This window comes from Actinomadura sp. KC216 (assembly GCF_004348535.1).
GTDB lineage: Bacteria > Actinomycetota > Actinomycetes > Streptosporangiales > Streptosporangiaceae > Spirillospora.
The window spans coordinates 1-14,703 of record NZ_SMJX01000210.1 but is presented as its reverse complement, the minus strand read 5'-3'; the positions used below and the strand labels follow the sequence as shown (position 1 = coordinate 14,703).

General features: G+C 67.6%; 10 protein-coding genes. 4 read left to right on the top strand and 6 right to left on the bottom strand.

Features of this window, described 5'->3' with window-relative positions; genetic code table 11:
* Both E1264_RS29120 and E1264_RS29115 read right to left on the bottom strand, forming a co-directional pair.
* Positions 1-1,071, bottom strand: a 1,071-nt coding sequence (locus E1264_RS29120) for a hypothetical protein (protein WP_207936348.1), incomplete at its 3' end; no start/stop codon positions are given.
* A gap of 34 nt (positions 1,072-1,105) precedes the next feature.
* The gene (locus tag E1264_RS29115; RefSeq protein ID WP_132178652.1) at positions 1,106-2,497 is read right to left on the bottom strand and encodes a VWA domain-containing protein; all 1,392 of its coding nucleotides are present in this window, start codon (positions 2,495-2,497) and stop codon (positions 1,106-1,108) included.
* A gap of 358 nt (positions 2,498-2,855) precedes the next feature.
* On the opposite strand from E1264_RS29115, the gene E1264_RS29110 reads away from it, so the two are divergent.
* The 3 genes from E1264_RS29110 to E1264_RS29100 are packed head-to-tail and all read left to right on the top strand — an operon-like array spanning position 2,856 to position 6,636.
* Positions 2,856-4,175 carry a helix-turn-helix transcriptional regulator gene (locus E1264_RS29110; RefSeq protein ID WP_132178653.1) on the top strand — a complete coding sequence of 440 codons (1,320 nt, stop codon included), beginning with the start codon at positions 2,856-2,858 and terminating at the stop codon, positions 4,173-4,175.
* 14 nt (positions 4,176-4,189) lie between these two features.
* On the top strand, positions 4,190-5,305 hold the full coding sequence (locus E1264_RS29105) for a toll/interleukin-1 receptor domain-containing protein (RefSeq protein WP_165964437.1): 1,116 nt from the start codon (positions 4,190-4,192) through the stop codon (positions 5,303-5,305).
* A 29-nt stretch (positions 5,306-5,334) separates the two neighbouring features.
* Positions 5,335-6,636: a hypothetical protein gene (locus E1264_RS29100; RefSeq protein WP_132178650.1), complete on the top strand. Its 1,302-nt coding sequence runs from the start codon at positions 5,335-5,337 to the stop codon at positions 6,634-6,636.
* 333 nt (positions 6,637-6,969) lie between these two features.
* Here the strand turns inward: E1264_RS29100 and E1264_RS29095 are convergent, their stop codons facing one another.
* Genes E1264_RS29095 through E1264_RS29080 form a run of 4 tightly spaced genes read right to left on the bottom strand, consistent with a single transcriptional unit; the run spans position 6,970 to position 12,734 of the window.
* Positions 6,970-8,499, bottom strand: coding sequence for a penicillin-insensitive murein endopeptidase (locus E1264_RS29095; protein WP_132178649.1), 1,530 nt, complete (start codon positions 8,497-8,499; stop codon positions 6,970-6,972).
* Between the two features lie 4 nt (positions 8,500-8,503).
* The gene (locus E1264_RS29090; RefSeq protein ID WP_132178648.1) at positions 8,504-10,471 is read right to left on the bottom strand and encodes a hypothetical protein; all 1,968 of its coding nucleotides are present in this window, start codon (positions 10,469-10,471) and stop codon (positions 8,504-8,506) included.
* 11 nt (positions 10,472-10,482) lie between these two features.
* On the bottom strand, positions 10,483-11,817 hold the full coding sequence (locus tag E1264_RS29085) for a hypothetical protein (protein WP_132178647.1): 1,335 nt from the start codon (positions 11,815-11,817) through the stop codon (positions 10,483-10,485).
* A gap of 2 nt (positions 11,818-11,819) precedes the next feature.
* Positions 11,820-12,734, bottom strand: coding sequence for a hypothetical protein (locus tag E1264_RS29080; RefSeq protein WP_132178646.1), 915 nt, complete (start codon positions 12,732-12,734; stop codon positions 11,820-11,822).
* A gap of 1,291 nt (positions 12,735-14,025) precedes the next feature.
* Between E1264_RS29080 and E1264_RS29070 the strand changes: the two genes are divergently transcribed.
* Positions 14,026-14,502, top strand: a complete 477-nt coding sequence (locus E1264_RS29070) for a hypothetical protein (RefSeq protein ID WP_132178644.1) — start codon at positions 14,026-14,028, stop codon at positions 14,500-14,502.
* The last annotated feature ends 201 nt before the right edge of the window (positions 14,503-14,703 follow it).

Genomic DNA, 14,703 nt, shown 5'->3' with positions numbered 1-14,703 from the left:
GAGCAGTCCGGAGGCGCGGTAACCCTCACAATTGAGGCGAAGGCTGCCTTCACGCCCGTCCTGGCTGCTTAGGCACACAATGTGCCCGTTGGCCAGGTCAAGGGTGCAGGTGTCGGTCGGGCCGGGTCCGTTCTGGCAGCCGTACCAGGCGGGTTGCCGGTTGGGTTCACGGTTGAAGACGGGGAAAGGGGTTCCGGAAAGGGTCGCTCGGAGGGTAACGGTGCCTTCGTTGGGCAGTTTCATACTGCAGAAGCGCTCGGAGGGTCGGCCCGTGATAGCGCTGTTAGCCCCGCGGGTGCATTGTTCACCGTTGCGCGTATTGGTGATGGTTGCCGCGTAGCCTGTCGCGACGATCACCTGGGCGTAGACCGGTTTTGATTGGGGTGGTTCGGCGGTAGGTGGGGTGAGATGCTTGGCCTCCGGGGATTCGGGGACGGTGAGCTGTTTCAGAGTCGTGCTGAGTTCTGCCGGGGTGGTGGTGAGTCGGGGCTTCGGAGCCTTGGCGACGGCGGCGAGCTGGGCAAGCGGCCGCTGTTCCTTCTGCGGGACCTTGTAGCCGACGAACCGGAAGTCCAGTTTCACCTTGGCGCGCTGAGCTTTCGTGTGGATCGCCCGCTGGAGTGCGGCCTGGTCGGTCGTGCAGGCGTCGAAGCCGTGCGAGGTCACCACGATGATCCGGTTTCGCTTCCTGGCACGGAAGGGGTAGTAGCCGGAGAAGTCGTCGATCGCGGCGAGGACGCCGCTCTCCAGCGTGGGCTTTCCGGACGGTGTCAGCGCTCGCGCAGTCGTGCTGATCTTCTGAGCGTTCTTGGTCCCCGCGTCCACCACCGGCGAAGTGTTTCCCCTGTCGCCGCAGGTGCCGCCGAACCGGCGCAGCGACAGCGAGTCGCCGTCGGCGGAGTTCTGAGCCGCTGAGCCGACGGCGCTGGTGATCGCGGTGAAGTCGCTGCCGTTCTTGGGCAGCGAGGCATCGACCAGGAACGCGGTCCGGTAGTCGGGGACGGCGCGAAGCACCACGACGATCGCGACACCGATCAGCAGCGCGGCCACCAGCAGAACGATCAGCAGCACCCGCGGCCAGCGTCTGCGCCGGGCGGCCTGGACCTCAGTCATGGGTCTTCGTGAGTTTCGCTCGGAGAGTGGCCAGGGCTTGGTTCATGCCGTTCACCTCGCGGTTGTAGTCCGTTGCCGCCTGCTGGAACAGGGCGAGCTTGGGGTCGAGCGGCGACCCGTCCCGGGCGGCCTTCAGCAGGTCGGACGCCGCCGCGATGACTTGTTTCTGTTTCTGGCGCAGCCGGACGGCCCGGTCCCGTACGTCGCGGGCGTCGGCGCCCTTGGTCCGGCCGGTCAGGTCGTCGAACTGTGCGGACGTGCCGCCGCCCCTCTTCCTGGCCTGGCCCAGCGTGCTGTCGGCGACGTCGAGACGGCCGTCGACGATCGCCTGCACGGCCGTGTTCACCTGGGTCACCGTGGTGTTCAGGGTGTCGACGATGCTCCGGGCGCCCTTGAGGACGGGTTCGGTGTTGGCGTACCAGTCCAGGGTGCGTGCCAGGTCCGGCGCGGTCTTGACGTGGACCGGCCGGGGCGCCTTAGTCGCCGCGGCGAGCCGGTCGAGACGGGCCCGCTGAGCGGCGGGAACCTGGTAGCCGACCAGGCGGAACTCCAGCGACAGTCCGCCCGAGCCGATGCGCTCCCGGATCTCTCTCTCGACGTAGGTGGGATCGTCCTCGCAGGCGTCCACCCCGTGCCGGGTCACCACGATGATGCGGTTGACCTGGCGGGCCTTGCTCGCCAGTGGCTTGGAGAAGTCCTCGACCGCTTCCACGATGCCACGGACCAGGGTCGGCCTGCCGCCGGCCCTGATACGCGCCGCGGCAGCCGTGATCTTCTGGCGGTCGCCGGTGCCGAAGGCGGCGAGCGCGGCCGTGTTGCCGGGCACTCCGCATTCGCCGCCGAACCGGCGCAGCGACAACGCGTCATGGTCACCGGAGTTCTCGATCGCCTTGCGCAGCGACGTCGTCACCGCGGTCAGCCCCGCCGGGTCGGCGTTCTCGGCCGTGTCGACCAGGAACAGCGTCCGGTAGTTCGGTGCGAAGTTGGGCGAGAACCAGCCGAGGTACAACCAACCCGCGCCAACGACCAGCACCGAGGCGATCAACGTCACCAGCGATGCCCACAGCGCGGCGGGCACGTCGACTCGGCGAATGTTGGTCAGGTGGGCGTTGTCGCCGATGACGAAGCCGTGGCTTCCCCACACGGTCACCTGTTTCACCGGCGGGTCGCCGCGCTCCGAGGAATGCTCACCCGAAGGGGGCCGCCGCCCGGCACGCCGGTTGGCGACCAGCCCGTACACCGCGACCCCGAGCCCGGCCACCGCGAGGAAAAGCCCGATCATGCCGGCCGGCCGGTCCGCCCCATCAAGCCCGACCGCCGCTAAGTACATCCCCGTTCCGGCGAGGGCCCCGACCGTGACCAGTCCGCCGACCAATGTCGCCACACGCCATCTCATGGCTGGACATCCTCGACGGCCCAAAAAGATCACCTCTACCGATTGGCCCAGAACCGTAAGTCTTCTCCTGGCCGAAATCGGCCAGTGGACCGGCCGGCTCGACCAAGAACCCGACTTTCAGGGGGAATTCTCCCCCTTTCACCTTCAAAACTAAGATCGAATAGCGCGGAAGCGCAGCACATGCCTGGAACTTGTTACTTTCCGCACTCCTGTGCCCCCATTGCCGCTGACAATGGCAGAGGGGACGTCGACAGGTGTTCTGAAAACAGCGTCGCCGATCGGCTCTGGACGGGGGAGAGGTTTCCCGTCCCCAGCCGTTCGGGCGACAGGAAACAGGAGGACGGTCGTGAGCTCGCAGCACACACTGTTCGGCGAGGAGTTGCGGCGGCTGCGCATGGCATCGGGTCTTTCGCTCGCCGAACTGGCCCGGCGCGCCCATTACAGCAAGGGCTATCTCAGCAAGATCGAGTCGGGGACCCGGCCGGTGTCCCCGCAGGTGGCACGCCGGTGCGACGCGGCCCTCGGTGCGGACGGCGCCCTGGCACGGCTGGTCCCTCCCGCACAGACCGCGCGACGGCCGGAACCGAACGAGCAGGAGGACGACGACCGGGATGTCTGGATCATGAGCCTCGGACCGGGCGGCGGGGGCTGGTTCACGCCCGTCGGCCGCCGCGATCTGCTGGCGGTCGGCGGCTCCGCCCTGGTCGGGCTCGGCGCCTCCCCGTCCGCCCTGCGGGTCGCGAGCACCGAGGAGGCCGGCGTGGACGCCTACACCGAGGTCTTCGGGCAGTTGCGCGCGCTCGGCCAGGTCACGGCGCCCGCGCTGGTCCTGCCCGTGGTCATCGCCCAGGCGAACGCCCTCAGATCCGTCGCCGCGGCCGGCGGTGGCCCGCTCCACGCCCGCTGGTCCCTGCTTGCCGCGCGTCATGCGGAGTACGCGGGCTGGCTGGCGCAGGAGTCGGGCGATCCGCGGGGCGCCCGGTGGTGGACCGACACGGCCGTGCGGCTGACCGCCTCCGGCGCCCCTGGCATCCCCGATGTCCCCGCCATGACCGACATGGCCGCGCATGCCCTCGTCCGCCGGGCGCTCATCGCGCTGTACGCCGAGGACGGTGCGGCGACGGTCGAGCTGGCCCGGCGGGCGCGACGCGATCCGTCCGCCGGCGCTCGCGTCCGCGGCCTCGCCGCGCTGCGCGAGGCCCAGGGGCACGCGCTGGCGGGGGACCCCTCGGCATGCGAGCGGGCGCTGGAGAGCGGCGACCTTCTGCTCCGGGACGCACCACCCGCCGACGGGTCGCTGGCCCTCGGTTCGACGAACGTGGACACCGTGGCCGTGACCCGCGGCTGGTGCCTGCACGATCTCGGGCGGCCCGAGTCCGCGGTGGACGTCCTGGAACCGCAGTTCTCCCGCATCCGGTCGGACGCCCACCGATCGAGGGCCCGCTACGGCACCCGCCTGGCACTGGCCCACGCGACCGCAGGCGAGCTGGAGAGGGCCTGCGAGATCACCGAGAGCGTCCTCGGCGCGGTGGTCGGCGTCGACTCCGCGACGATCCGCGCCGACCTGGCGAAGCTGGCCAGGGCACTGACCCGCTGGCGGACGGAACCACGCGTCCGCACCCTCCAACCCCGTCTGACCGGCGCCCTGCGCACCCCTACGACCTGACCGAGGTGAGCCGCGTGAGCGGGATCTTCATCAACTACCGCGTCGGCGAGACCGCTCAGGTGGCCCGGCTGCTGTACGAGCGCCTGGCCCTGATCTTCGGGCCGGCGCAGACGTTCTACGCCAGCGAGCGGATCGTCCCCGGCACCCGGTTCGATCTGCCGATCCTGGAGGCAGTCCGGACCTGCGACGTCCTGCTCGCGGTGATCGGCCCGCACTGGCAGGACGCCGCGGCGGCCGACGGAAGCCCGCGGCTGCACGACCCGGACGACTGGGTGAGGCGCGAGATCGCCGAGGCGCTGGCGCGGAGGATTCCGGTCATCCCCGTGCTGATCGACGGCGCGCGACCACCGGACCCCGACCGGCTTCCCCCTGACCTGCGATCCCTCGCCGCTATGCATTACGTCCGGCTCGGCCACCGCACCGAGGACCCGGGAGTGGACGCCCTGGTCTCCGCCGTCCGCAAAGCCGTTCCCTCGCTCGCGGCAGGCGACCCCCCGCCCATCGAGGGCATGGTCATGGCCTTCGGCATCAAGGGTTTCGGCCAATGGGACGCGCGGCGGCAGGACGTCGCGCGAAAGACCCTGCACCGGATGCTCACCCAAGCCTCCGCGCAGGCGAACCTCGACCCGCTAGAGATACGCGACGACGGCGACGGCGCCCTGATGGTCCTCCCGGCCGAGACCGACATGAACCGAGCCGTCACCCACTTCGTCCCGTGCCTGGAGGCACTCCTGGCCGCCCACAACGCGGAGGGTGCCCGGCTGCGCGTGCGGGCCGCCCTGCACACGCTCCGCCCGAGCGGCGGGGACCATGCGGGGGGCAGGTGGCTGCTCGACTCGGCGCCGCTCTGTGACGCCCTGGACTCCGACCCTGGTTCGTCGCTGGCATGGATCGTGTCCGCCGCCGTCTACGAGCAGGTGCGCTCGTCCGAACTGCCCGGCCGGTTCACGCGGGTGCGCGTCCACCTGCCCGAGAAGGACGTCGACCGGGACGCCTACCTCCACACCGGCGGCGGACCCGCACCGCGGGCCGCGGGCGACGGTACGTCCGGCCGCCACGTCGTCCACGTCGCGCACGCGAAGGGCCTGCAGATCGGCGACGGCAACACCCAGCACAACACCTTCACCTGACCTCCGACACTCGACGACGAGGTGCCCGCATGACCGAGGCGACCCCCCAAAGACGGTCCCGCAGGGGACGGATGTTCCTCCTCATCCTTCTGGCGCTCGCCGTCGCGGCGGCCGCCACCGTCCTTCTGGTGCTCCGCGCGACTCCCGACTACCGGACCGCGTACCTCGTGGATGCGTCACCGGCGGCGGGCGGCGACTTCCGGCCCATCGCGGACGCCGTCACGTCCTCGGCCCAGAACGCGGGGGACGGAGACCATCTGTCGCTGCGCCGCTTCGGCGGGCGGTGCGGCGACCCGGCGAACACCGCCCGGCTCGTCAGCAGCGGGAAGGGCAAGGCCGCCACGATCGGACGGAAGGTCCACGCGATCAAGCCCTCGGGCGGCGCGACGCTGACGAGCGGCATCCTCGCCGCGATCGACGACTTCTCCGGCCGCTACCCCTTCCGCGGCCGCAAGCTGAACCGGATCATCGTCGTCACCAGCCACGGCAGGGACGCCTGCGAGCAGAGCGACCCAGCGAAGAACAGGCTGATCCAGTCCCGGGTCGCAGGCTCGGGGCTCCGCCTCGACCTCAGGTTCATCGGCTACAAGGTCCCCGCCGACCAGGAGGAGCCCCTTCGACGGCTGGCCACCTCGGTCAAGGCGCCCGCGCCGGTCTTCGCCCCTTCCGCTACCGCCCTCGACGCGACCCTGAAGAGCCTGGTCGTGCCGGAGGACGGCAAGGCCAAGAAGGTCAAGGCGCCGACCGAAAGCCCGACCGCGACACCGACCCCCACCGTGCGGTCGGCGCCCATGAACCTGGGCAGGTTCACGATTTCAGCCCCGGTCACCTGGAAGCGCCAAGCCTTTCCCGACCGCTACGGCTATGGCGACTCCTACGTCGTGACGATCCCCGGGAAGTGCGCCCCGAATCCGTATCGGCCAAATGAACCTTCCTGCCCAAGGGTCCACGTCGGCTACAAGAACAGCCTGATCCCGCAACTTCAGCCCACCTTCTATCCCGACAGGCCCCTGATCGACCACCCCCACGACGGCGGACCGTCGGTCTGCCCGGCCGATCTGAATCTTCTGACCGGCGGTGTCTCAAGCGGAGCCGAACTCGTCGACAAGACGCCGAAGACGATCGGCGGCCGCAAGGTGACCTACCGGGAATGGAAGATCCCCTGCTACGAGAAAAAGAAGACGGGTACGGACTCCTACGACCTGGGTGCCAGGACCGAGGTCTCCTTCACCGAACGACTCTGGTACCTCCCCGACCCCAAACTCCTGGTCGTCGACCATCACCAGACCCCGAACCTGGCCGCGATCCTAGAAAACGCGTCCTGGAAGTAGCCAGAACCAACGCCCTCCTGCCCACCACCCCCAAAGCAACCATCACCGCGACGCCCATAGGCCGCGCTCCTCAACGGAACCATGCGGCGACCGTGCAGCCTGGACCACCATGGTGTGACCGTTGCCGGCACGACCTGACGCACACCCGGCTGAGCGTGACGCCCTGCCCGCGCAAGGCGCAACGTCTCGGGACGGGGCCATCCGGACCTGGCGGTGAAACCGGGGCGGTGCGTCAACCAGCCCGCTGCTAACGGACCGCATCACCCGCACGGGCCCGGAAGCCGTGCCCGTCCCCACGGCCGCCGGGACGAGTCGATGATCATTGTGTTCGTGTCACGGTCGGAGGACGGTGGCGGTGGCGTTGCCGGACAGCCGTACGATCTCGGGGTTGACGAAGAACGCGTTCTTCGTCTGGTCTATTCCGCGGACCGGTTTCCATATCCACCGCTTCTTCGCGGCGAATTGCTTGGTGAAGCGTTGCCACTGCTGAAGGTTAGGATTGGCGCCAAAATTGTCGCGGTAGTAGACGTACGTGGAGCCGAACTCGGTCGCATTGCCGATCGGATTCGGGATCTGTCCCTTGAGCGCCCGTTCGGCCATGGACCGGGCGGACTGCGGCAACAGATGCCAGGGACGCGCTTGAAGATCTAGATAGCGACGTCGTTGTCCGCGGGGAATTCCGGGGGGCGCGGGAGGGGAGGAGAAGGCCCCGCCGGTACGAACGAAATCCGGTTGGGTCATGCTCCTCTTGGTGGCGCGCCAGCTTTGCAGCACCGGTTGCAATGGTGTCGAGTAGCCTCTCAGGAACGCCCAGAACGATGGGTAGTGACGGTGCATGTGCAAGGCATAGCGGTTGAACATGGCCCAGATGACGGCACGGCTGTTAACGTCGTCCCGCCCGCTGGTCTCACCGGCGATGAAGCGTGCTGTCCAAAGGACGTCCTTCCCAGTGAAGTGGTAGGAGAATGTCGCGTCCCGGCGACCGGGTCGGGATGCGACGAGTCTGCCGTAGGGCCCTGATGGCCCGTGTTTGGTACTCGGGCTGATTGCGGTCACATGAGGGGTGCGCGGACGGGCGGCTACCAGAGGTATTGCCGTCGTGCGTGGTACTGCCGTCCTGTGCGGACGGGCGGCTGCCGGTGGCCCGGCCGTCCTGCGCGGACGGAAACGTATGTGTAGGTGGTCTCCATGCTTCTTCGATTGCCGTACCCCTCGTATATGCGGGTCATTGAAGTAAATGAAGTGCACCTGGAGCACGCCGTTGGCGTGAATGCGGTCGACCAGCTCCTGAGTCAGCCGCCGGGAGTACGTCGCCGACCGGTTGCTTGCGGTTTTGCCCTCTCGGCCGTCTTTCCGCGCCGGGAGCAGATCCACGTCGAGGCCGAGCCGGTGGGAGTCGTGGCCGGGGATGGGGCCACCACCTTGCAGGCTGATGTCGCCGACCCCGATCCTGGGCCACCGGGGATGGTCACGCCGCCAGCCGGCCGCGATCACCTGCAAGGCGCGGATGACCTCGGGTCTGCCGAACCGGCGGTGCGGCGGCCGGTAGGCATAGAAGCCCGGCCCGGAACCGGGAAGCCGGCTGCTGATGGCCGGGTCCTTGACGGTTCCGGCGGCGACCCTGAGGAACCACCATGTCCGCGGGTCGATGATGCCATCTGCGTTCAGGCCGGTCCGCGCCTGCCATTTGCGGGTCTCATCGATGAGGGCGACGTCATTCCACTGCCTGCGCCCGGGGTTGAGCGTCGAGTGGACGAGCTTGAGTTGCGCGCCCCACCCGAGCGAATCGGCGTACTCACGGTTGCGCTGGGCCTTCAGCTTTGCGCGAGCCGGTGTCCCGGCCGCCATCCGACTGATCGACATGTCCTCACCGTTGCTCCCGTCGCGGCTGCTGGGATGCCTGGCCGCTAGGCTGTCCGGGCGGGAGCTGGGCACGCCGTCCCGGTAGGAGAGGCGGGGCCGAGCCAGGCTGCGCCGACGGAAGCGGGGCGGCACTGTGGCCCGGTGCCGGAGCGCTCGGGGCCGGTTGCGGCGGCTGAAGCGTCGCGGCCCGTCCGGTGGGCGGCGGTGGCATCGGCCGGCGGCCGCGGAGCTGCTCAGCCAGCCGCCGCCGCAGGAGCAAGGTGGGCATGGTGGCGTCCACTCGAGTATCGACACGATCGGCGCTGAGATCCACGCCGGTCACCGCGCGGTAGGCGTGCACGTAACCCTGAATTTCCGAACGCCAGTACCGCGCCCAGTTGGCGGCCTGTAGCCGGTCGATGACCGCGTGCCAGTTGCCGAATCGGATCGCCAGCAGAATCTGCTCGCCGAACGTGCCCAGTTCGTGGAAATGGATGATGGAGCTGTCGGTCCAGCCCTGCAACCGCTTCATGCCGTCTACCCGGTCCATCCACGGCTCCGGGTAGGCGACCATGGTCCGGCCTGGCAGGAGCCCCCGCATTTCGGGACGGGCGAGCAGCCACTGCTCCATCAGCATTTCCTGCCGGGCGGTCCACGGCAGATCGCCGTACTGGTTGTGCTGTCCCTCGGTGAGCAGCAGATGCACTTCCTTCAAGGCGTTCAGCACGGGGAATCCGTCGGCGATGACGGTGGTGTCGTCATCTTCCTTGAAGAAGACCGAGGCGAGGTTGAGGAGATTGTGGAAGGCCTCGAGGAACCGGGATCGGCTGTCGGCCCCGCGTACCGCCGGCACCGCGGGCGGGAGCAGCGTGATGCCGTAGTGGTGGTCGTACTCGTAGGTGCGGCGATGCGCCGTCAGGCGGTGCTGCTCGTCCTGGATGTAGCCCCATAGCAGGTTGTTCAGCGTTCGCAGCGGATCGATCTCCACATGGGCCAGCGGGTCGTGGTCTCCTGGCGCCCGCCGGTTCTGGAACCGCTCGCTGATGGCGGTCATCGTCTGGACGAGCATTCCCTCCTCATGCCAGTAGGACCAGATGAGCTCCAGGAGGCAGGGGTTGGTGAACTTCTCCCGCAGAATGCCGTAGCAGTCCAGTCCGAACTGCTGATCATCCACGATCGGGACGTCTCTGAGCTTGAGCCGGATGACCGCCAGATACGGCAGAAACGGGTCGTCCTCCTCACCTGGAATCCGGTCACCGTCCTTCGACGAGACGTATCGTCGCCAGGCCGCCCTGATCGCGCTCTTGAAGGCGACTTGGTCGACCGAAGACGGCAGGCCCAGGCGCTCCCGCTCCGCCTCGACCCGGGTGCCGAGGAAGGGGTCGTCGTGCTGCTGAGCGGTGGCGGGGACGAGGTAGACCCCGCAGTTCATCATCATGAAGGTCTCGGTCGCGACCTTGAGCAGCCGGTAAGCGTCGGTGTCGGAAAACGGCAGGCCGCGGCCCGGGACCAGCATTGCGTTCCGCGTCCCTTGAGGCTCGTCCTGAGGGGAGCCGCACATCAACTGATCGATGAATGCGGTGTACCGATTGAACGACAGCGCCTTTGCGTTGTTGCGGATGGCGACCCAGAACGCCTGGTCGTCGGTCGGCGCCACCCCCGTGCGCCCAAGGTGGACGGTGTCGCCGGAGGAGAACGGGCGCGCGTCCACCACCACATCCGTGGACACCTTTGTCGGATTGACCTTGTCATGTGGGTCGGCAAGCGTCAGCTGCACCGTGTATACGCTCGGCTGCTGGTCGGCCGGAACATCCCAGTAGGCGACGAATTCGTTGTCTTCATCAACAACAAGGGCGTTCGGGATGTCGAGTATTTCCCACGTCGGTGTCCAGTCCTTCACCCGCGTGGTCGGTGTGGCGGTGAAACGGACCCTTCCCCCTTGCCGGATGGTCGGTGGTTCGACTTCGATCGTGATTTGCCTTGTTTCCGCCATGGCGGACCTCCTCAACGACGAATGGGAATCGGATTCAGTGAGGGGGAGGCGGCTGGAACAGGCGGCGCCGCACACGCCGCCGCGGCACCGAGTGTGCTGGACAGCGCCCAGTGTTTGATCAACTCACCCAGGAGCCGGCTCTCGCTTTCGGGGGTCAACCGCCCTGCCGATCTGGCATGTCCGAGTACGGCGAACACAAGAGTCGGTGGAGCCGAGCGCATGAGAACAGGACGGTGTGCCCAGGCCCCATAATGCGCTTCCAAGGATCGTGGTGTCCGGTCGGCCAAGGGCAGGAGGTCGACAAGAGCCCGGCCTTGAAGAGCGGATGGACGATGCTTGCAGATCACGTCCGCAAGCTGCGGAAAGGTCGCTTCCAAGCCGCTGATGAGCTGCCGGCGCTCGTCGTCGAGCCGGGCCGCCGGATACAGCGATGACCACAACTCGCCGAGAGCGTTCCATTGAGCATGCGGGTAGAGCGCCTGTCCGATCGCACAGCTCAGGCGCACGCGGATGTAAGGGAATGGATGCGGGTCATCGACAGATACTCGGAAGACGAACCAGCGTGGCAGGCTGACCACGCTGATCAGACCGAGCGTGGCGGCGATGCCGAGTTTGCCCACCGCCCAGAAATCCGCGACGATCTCTGAAATCCAGCGCTGCCACAGGCGCCAGGCGAGCGCCTCACGGGCGCACCGGCTGCGTAGTTCCATGACGCGTAGCCGCTGCCGGAGCGGCTCGACCAGGTCGAGCAGGGCGGCGGCCTGATGACCGGCCTCATGGACGAGCGACGCCCCGATCCCATAGCCGATCATGCGTTCCCGGGGAACGCGGATGATGGCAACGGGCGATCGCCCGCCTCCCGGGAGCCGCGCGCGGGCTTTGCGAATGGCGGCTCCCGGCCCCCGGTCCAGATAGCACACGGCCGACGGTTGCCTCCCCGGCACGCCGGGCATCGCAAGGGCATCGGCGGCGGCCACGTCCAGTCCAGAGAGCCAGACGCCGACGTCCTGTTCGCTGCGTTGGGTGAACACCTCCTGGAACAGGTCGAACTGTGTCAGTACATCGTTGAACCGCCAGCGCAGAATCGCGAAACGCCGCTGCATCTCCGCGGGCGGCGTCGTCGCACCTTGCACACGCAACCAATCGATATACCGATGCAGCCGTCCGCGCAGTTCGCGGCGCCCCTCGATGAGGAGACGCTCGATGGCGATCTGGGCGGCAGGCGCGGGAGCGGCCGCCGGGACCATGGTCTCGTGCAGGGCGAACGGCCTGACGCGGGCGAGTCTGGTGAGAAGCGCGCGCGTCTCGCCTTCGAGCATCACGGCGGCGGAAGGCTGGGCGGGCATGGTCAGATTCCCAGTAGGACGATCTTGCGTCCGCGCCTGACCCACCTGCCGGACTGCCTCGGGCCCGGGGCCGCCATGCCCGGGACGGCGGCCTCCGAAAGATCACCCTCCGATTCGAATTCGAACTCCGACTGGCCGGTCGGCACGGCGCCCGGCTCCGGGTAGGCCGCGTAGGGGTAGGCGGGGAAGGGCGCGGGCCAGTACCAGGGCGCCGGCACGGCGAACGCGCGGTACCTGCGGACGACACCCGGAGCATGGCGCCGGGCGGCCGTCAGCACGGCCCTCCTGGCAGTGGCGCCCGCGGGGGCGCGACGCGGCCCCAGCGCCGCGTTGCGCGCTGCCGTGGCTGCCAGCCGGACGAAGCGGCGTGCGACCTCGAGTTCCTGGTCCTCACGGTCCAGCCCCTCGGACTCGAGCTCGAACATCTTGGCCGCGAGCGTCCCCAGTTTGGTTCCCAGGACGGTGCCGCCGCCCGGGATCATCGAGCCCAGCGCGCCACCGGCGATGGGAAGCGCGGCCTTCGCGACGTTCTTGAGTACGCCACCGAGATTGCGGCCGACCGAGGAACGGAGGAATCCGCCCACGCCACGAGAGACGTTCCGGAACATTTTACCAAGGAATTGCTCCAGTTCCTCCTCGCCGGAGATCTCCAGAAGTTCGGTGGCCAACTGCAGTTCCTCGGCCTCGCTGAGAGGGCTCTCCTGGGCGGTGCCGCTGAAAGTCTCGGCCACCGACTGCTCTGCGGCCGTCCCGAACTCGGCCTCGCTTTCCCACTGCTCGGCGGCGGTTCCGAATTCGGCCTCGGTTTCATAGAGGCCGCTCTCACCGTAGAGTTCCGAACCTACGCCGAACTCCTCCTCCGCCTCGTATGATTCACTTTCACCGTAGGGCGCCTGCTCATACCCGTAGACGGACATCTGCTAGTCCTCCTCGTCAGCTATGGACGACATGCCTGGAAGGTGCTGCCGTACTGATTCGTTGATTACCACCCGGACAATGATCGCCATCGGCGCCGTCGGGGAAATCACTAAGGTTCGTTGTGCGGCACACTCGCAAGTCGGACAAGGCGACGAACCGGCTCCAACTCTTGCATTCCTGTCACTCGGTCCTTCCAGTTCCAGGCTGGCACGGCGAAGACCGACACGGAATATCCCAAGAGTGCGCTCGCTCCCTTTCTCCCCCTTCAAGACAAGCACTACCCCACAAGACTTTGAGGCCTGCTCTAAATAAATCAGGACTAAGCAAGATTCAGGTAATTGGAGGCCTGGCGGTCGACCAGATTGCGGGCCGGGTCTCTCGGTGTGGGAGCGCTCCGGGGTGTCCGCTAGCCGCCGCGTGACGTGTCCGCCGGGGTCGGCCCCGGCCAGAACACGGCGAAGCCTGGCCAGGGAGTAGGGGGCGAGCCGTCCTCAATGGCGACGCTGGTCCAGCAGCGTCTGGGCAGCCGGCCAGAAAGTACTGGCGGGTACAGAGCGTGCTCGTGCACGCCTGCGAGGCTGATGCGCCGCACGGGCTCGGCTGGGCGGCCAGGAGCGCGATCGGACGGCTGGCAAGGATGACGTTCAAGCTGTGTCTGCTGACGGTGCCCGTCCCGTCCTCTAAGGGCCGCGTCAGTGACTCCAGCGTCCGGACGGCGAGCTCGGGCACGTCGTCCGAGACCAATTTCGCGGTTGGTGAGTGATAGCGCCCTGTGGCGAACGACGCGGCTGGTGCTGCTGCCAAGGACGGCGACGCAGGAGAACGTGTGGTGCGGCGAGCAGAACGGGGGCGCACCACCAAGGTCTCGCCGGAGGGAAGGCGTCAATCAGCCCGCGCGGTGAGGAGTCGCCGATCACTTCCAGGCCTCGACAGATGGCTCATCAACGTGGTCGCGTCCCCCGGCGGCGGCCAGGTCGTATGTCATGCCTGGAATCGCATCAGAGGATCCGCAGGTTCGTCACTCCACCGCGGCGATGATCTGGGCCCTCGGGCCGTGCACTCGGTGTTTGCAGGAAAAGCGGGGGGTCGGCCGCGGCGCGTTCCACCTTCTCACTAAGGGAAGAAAAGGATCCCTGGAACGTTCGCGGACGGCCAATAGGAGGCAAAGGGTGGTGGCCATTTTCTATCAGGATCTATGTCTATTAAAAGGTCATCACGCTTCACGTGTGACCGACATCCTGCAAGGGATAAGGCTCAACATAAGACATCAGCGGGCAAGGAGGGCCCACTATGCGCCAATTGACCGAGATCACGGTCTCGGGGTACTTCTCGCAGGAAATCGATTTCCCCGCCGTGCTGCAGCGTCAGAGTCAGGCACTGCAAGATCTGGTGCGGGACGAGGTGATCGCACCCCTCGCCGGTGCAGAGACAGTACCCGGGGACGGAAAATTCTGCGTAGTTACGATAATCGGTCATTCGGATCGGGTCGATACCCCTGGCCTGACGTCTGAGCAGCGCAGGGCGCAAGAGTTGAACGCCAGTCAGTTGCGGGCCGAGAGCGCGCAGGCCTTTCTTTTCTCAGAGCTTTTCGCCCTCGTCCAAGGTGCGGGTGGCACACCCCCGGTCGACCTCGCGTCGACGCAGAACGGTGCGATCTGGACGGTTGCGGTCGGCGCCGCGGACCTCATCCACACGGTTCCCGCGAATGAGACCCAGCGACGGGAGAACAGGCGGGTCGTCTTCCAGGTCTCAGCGTTCACTCCGTAGTAACGCGATCCCAGCAAGCTGCTTTCGGGCAGTCGGGCATTCCGTGTGAACGAGCGGGGGATCGGTGAGCGGCGGCCCGCTCGCAGGCGGGCTGGGCTGCGGGTCAGCCGTCGTCCTTGGCAGGCGGCCGCTTCCTGGGCTGCGGCGTAGAGAGCATCGCCGACTGGCGTCTCAGTCATGAACGGCCGCCGTGCCGTGGAC

Bases quoted from the DNA above. Each gene is read 5' to 3' on its own strand.
- E1264_RS29100 (WP_132178650.1), top strand. From the start codon at position 5,335: ATGACCGAGGCGACCCCCCAAAGACGGTCCCGCAGGGGACGGATGTTC.
- E1264_RS29095 (WP_132178649.1), bottom strand. From the start codon at position 8,499: ATGTCGATCAGTCGGATGGCGGCCGGGACACCGGCTCGCGCAAAGCTG.
- E1264_RS29090 (WP_132178648.1), bottom strand. From the start codon at position 10,471: ATGGCGGAAACAAGGCAAATCACGATCGAAGTCGAACCACCGACCATC.
- E1264_RS29085 (WP_132178647.1), bottom strand. From the start codon at position 11,817: ATGCCCGCCCAGCCTTCCGCCGCCGTGATGCTCGAAGGCGAGACGCGC.
- E1264_RS29080 (WP_132178646.1), bottom strand. From the start codon at position 12,734: ATGTCCGTCTACGGGTATGAGCAGGCGCCCTACGGTGAAAGTGAATCA.
- E1264_RS29070 (WP_132178644.1), top strand. From the start codon at position 14,026: ATGCGCCAATTGACCGAGATCACGGTCTCGGGGTACTTCTCGCAGGAA.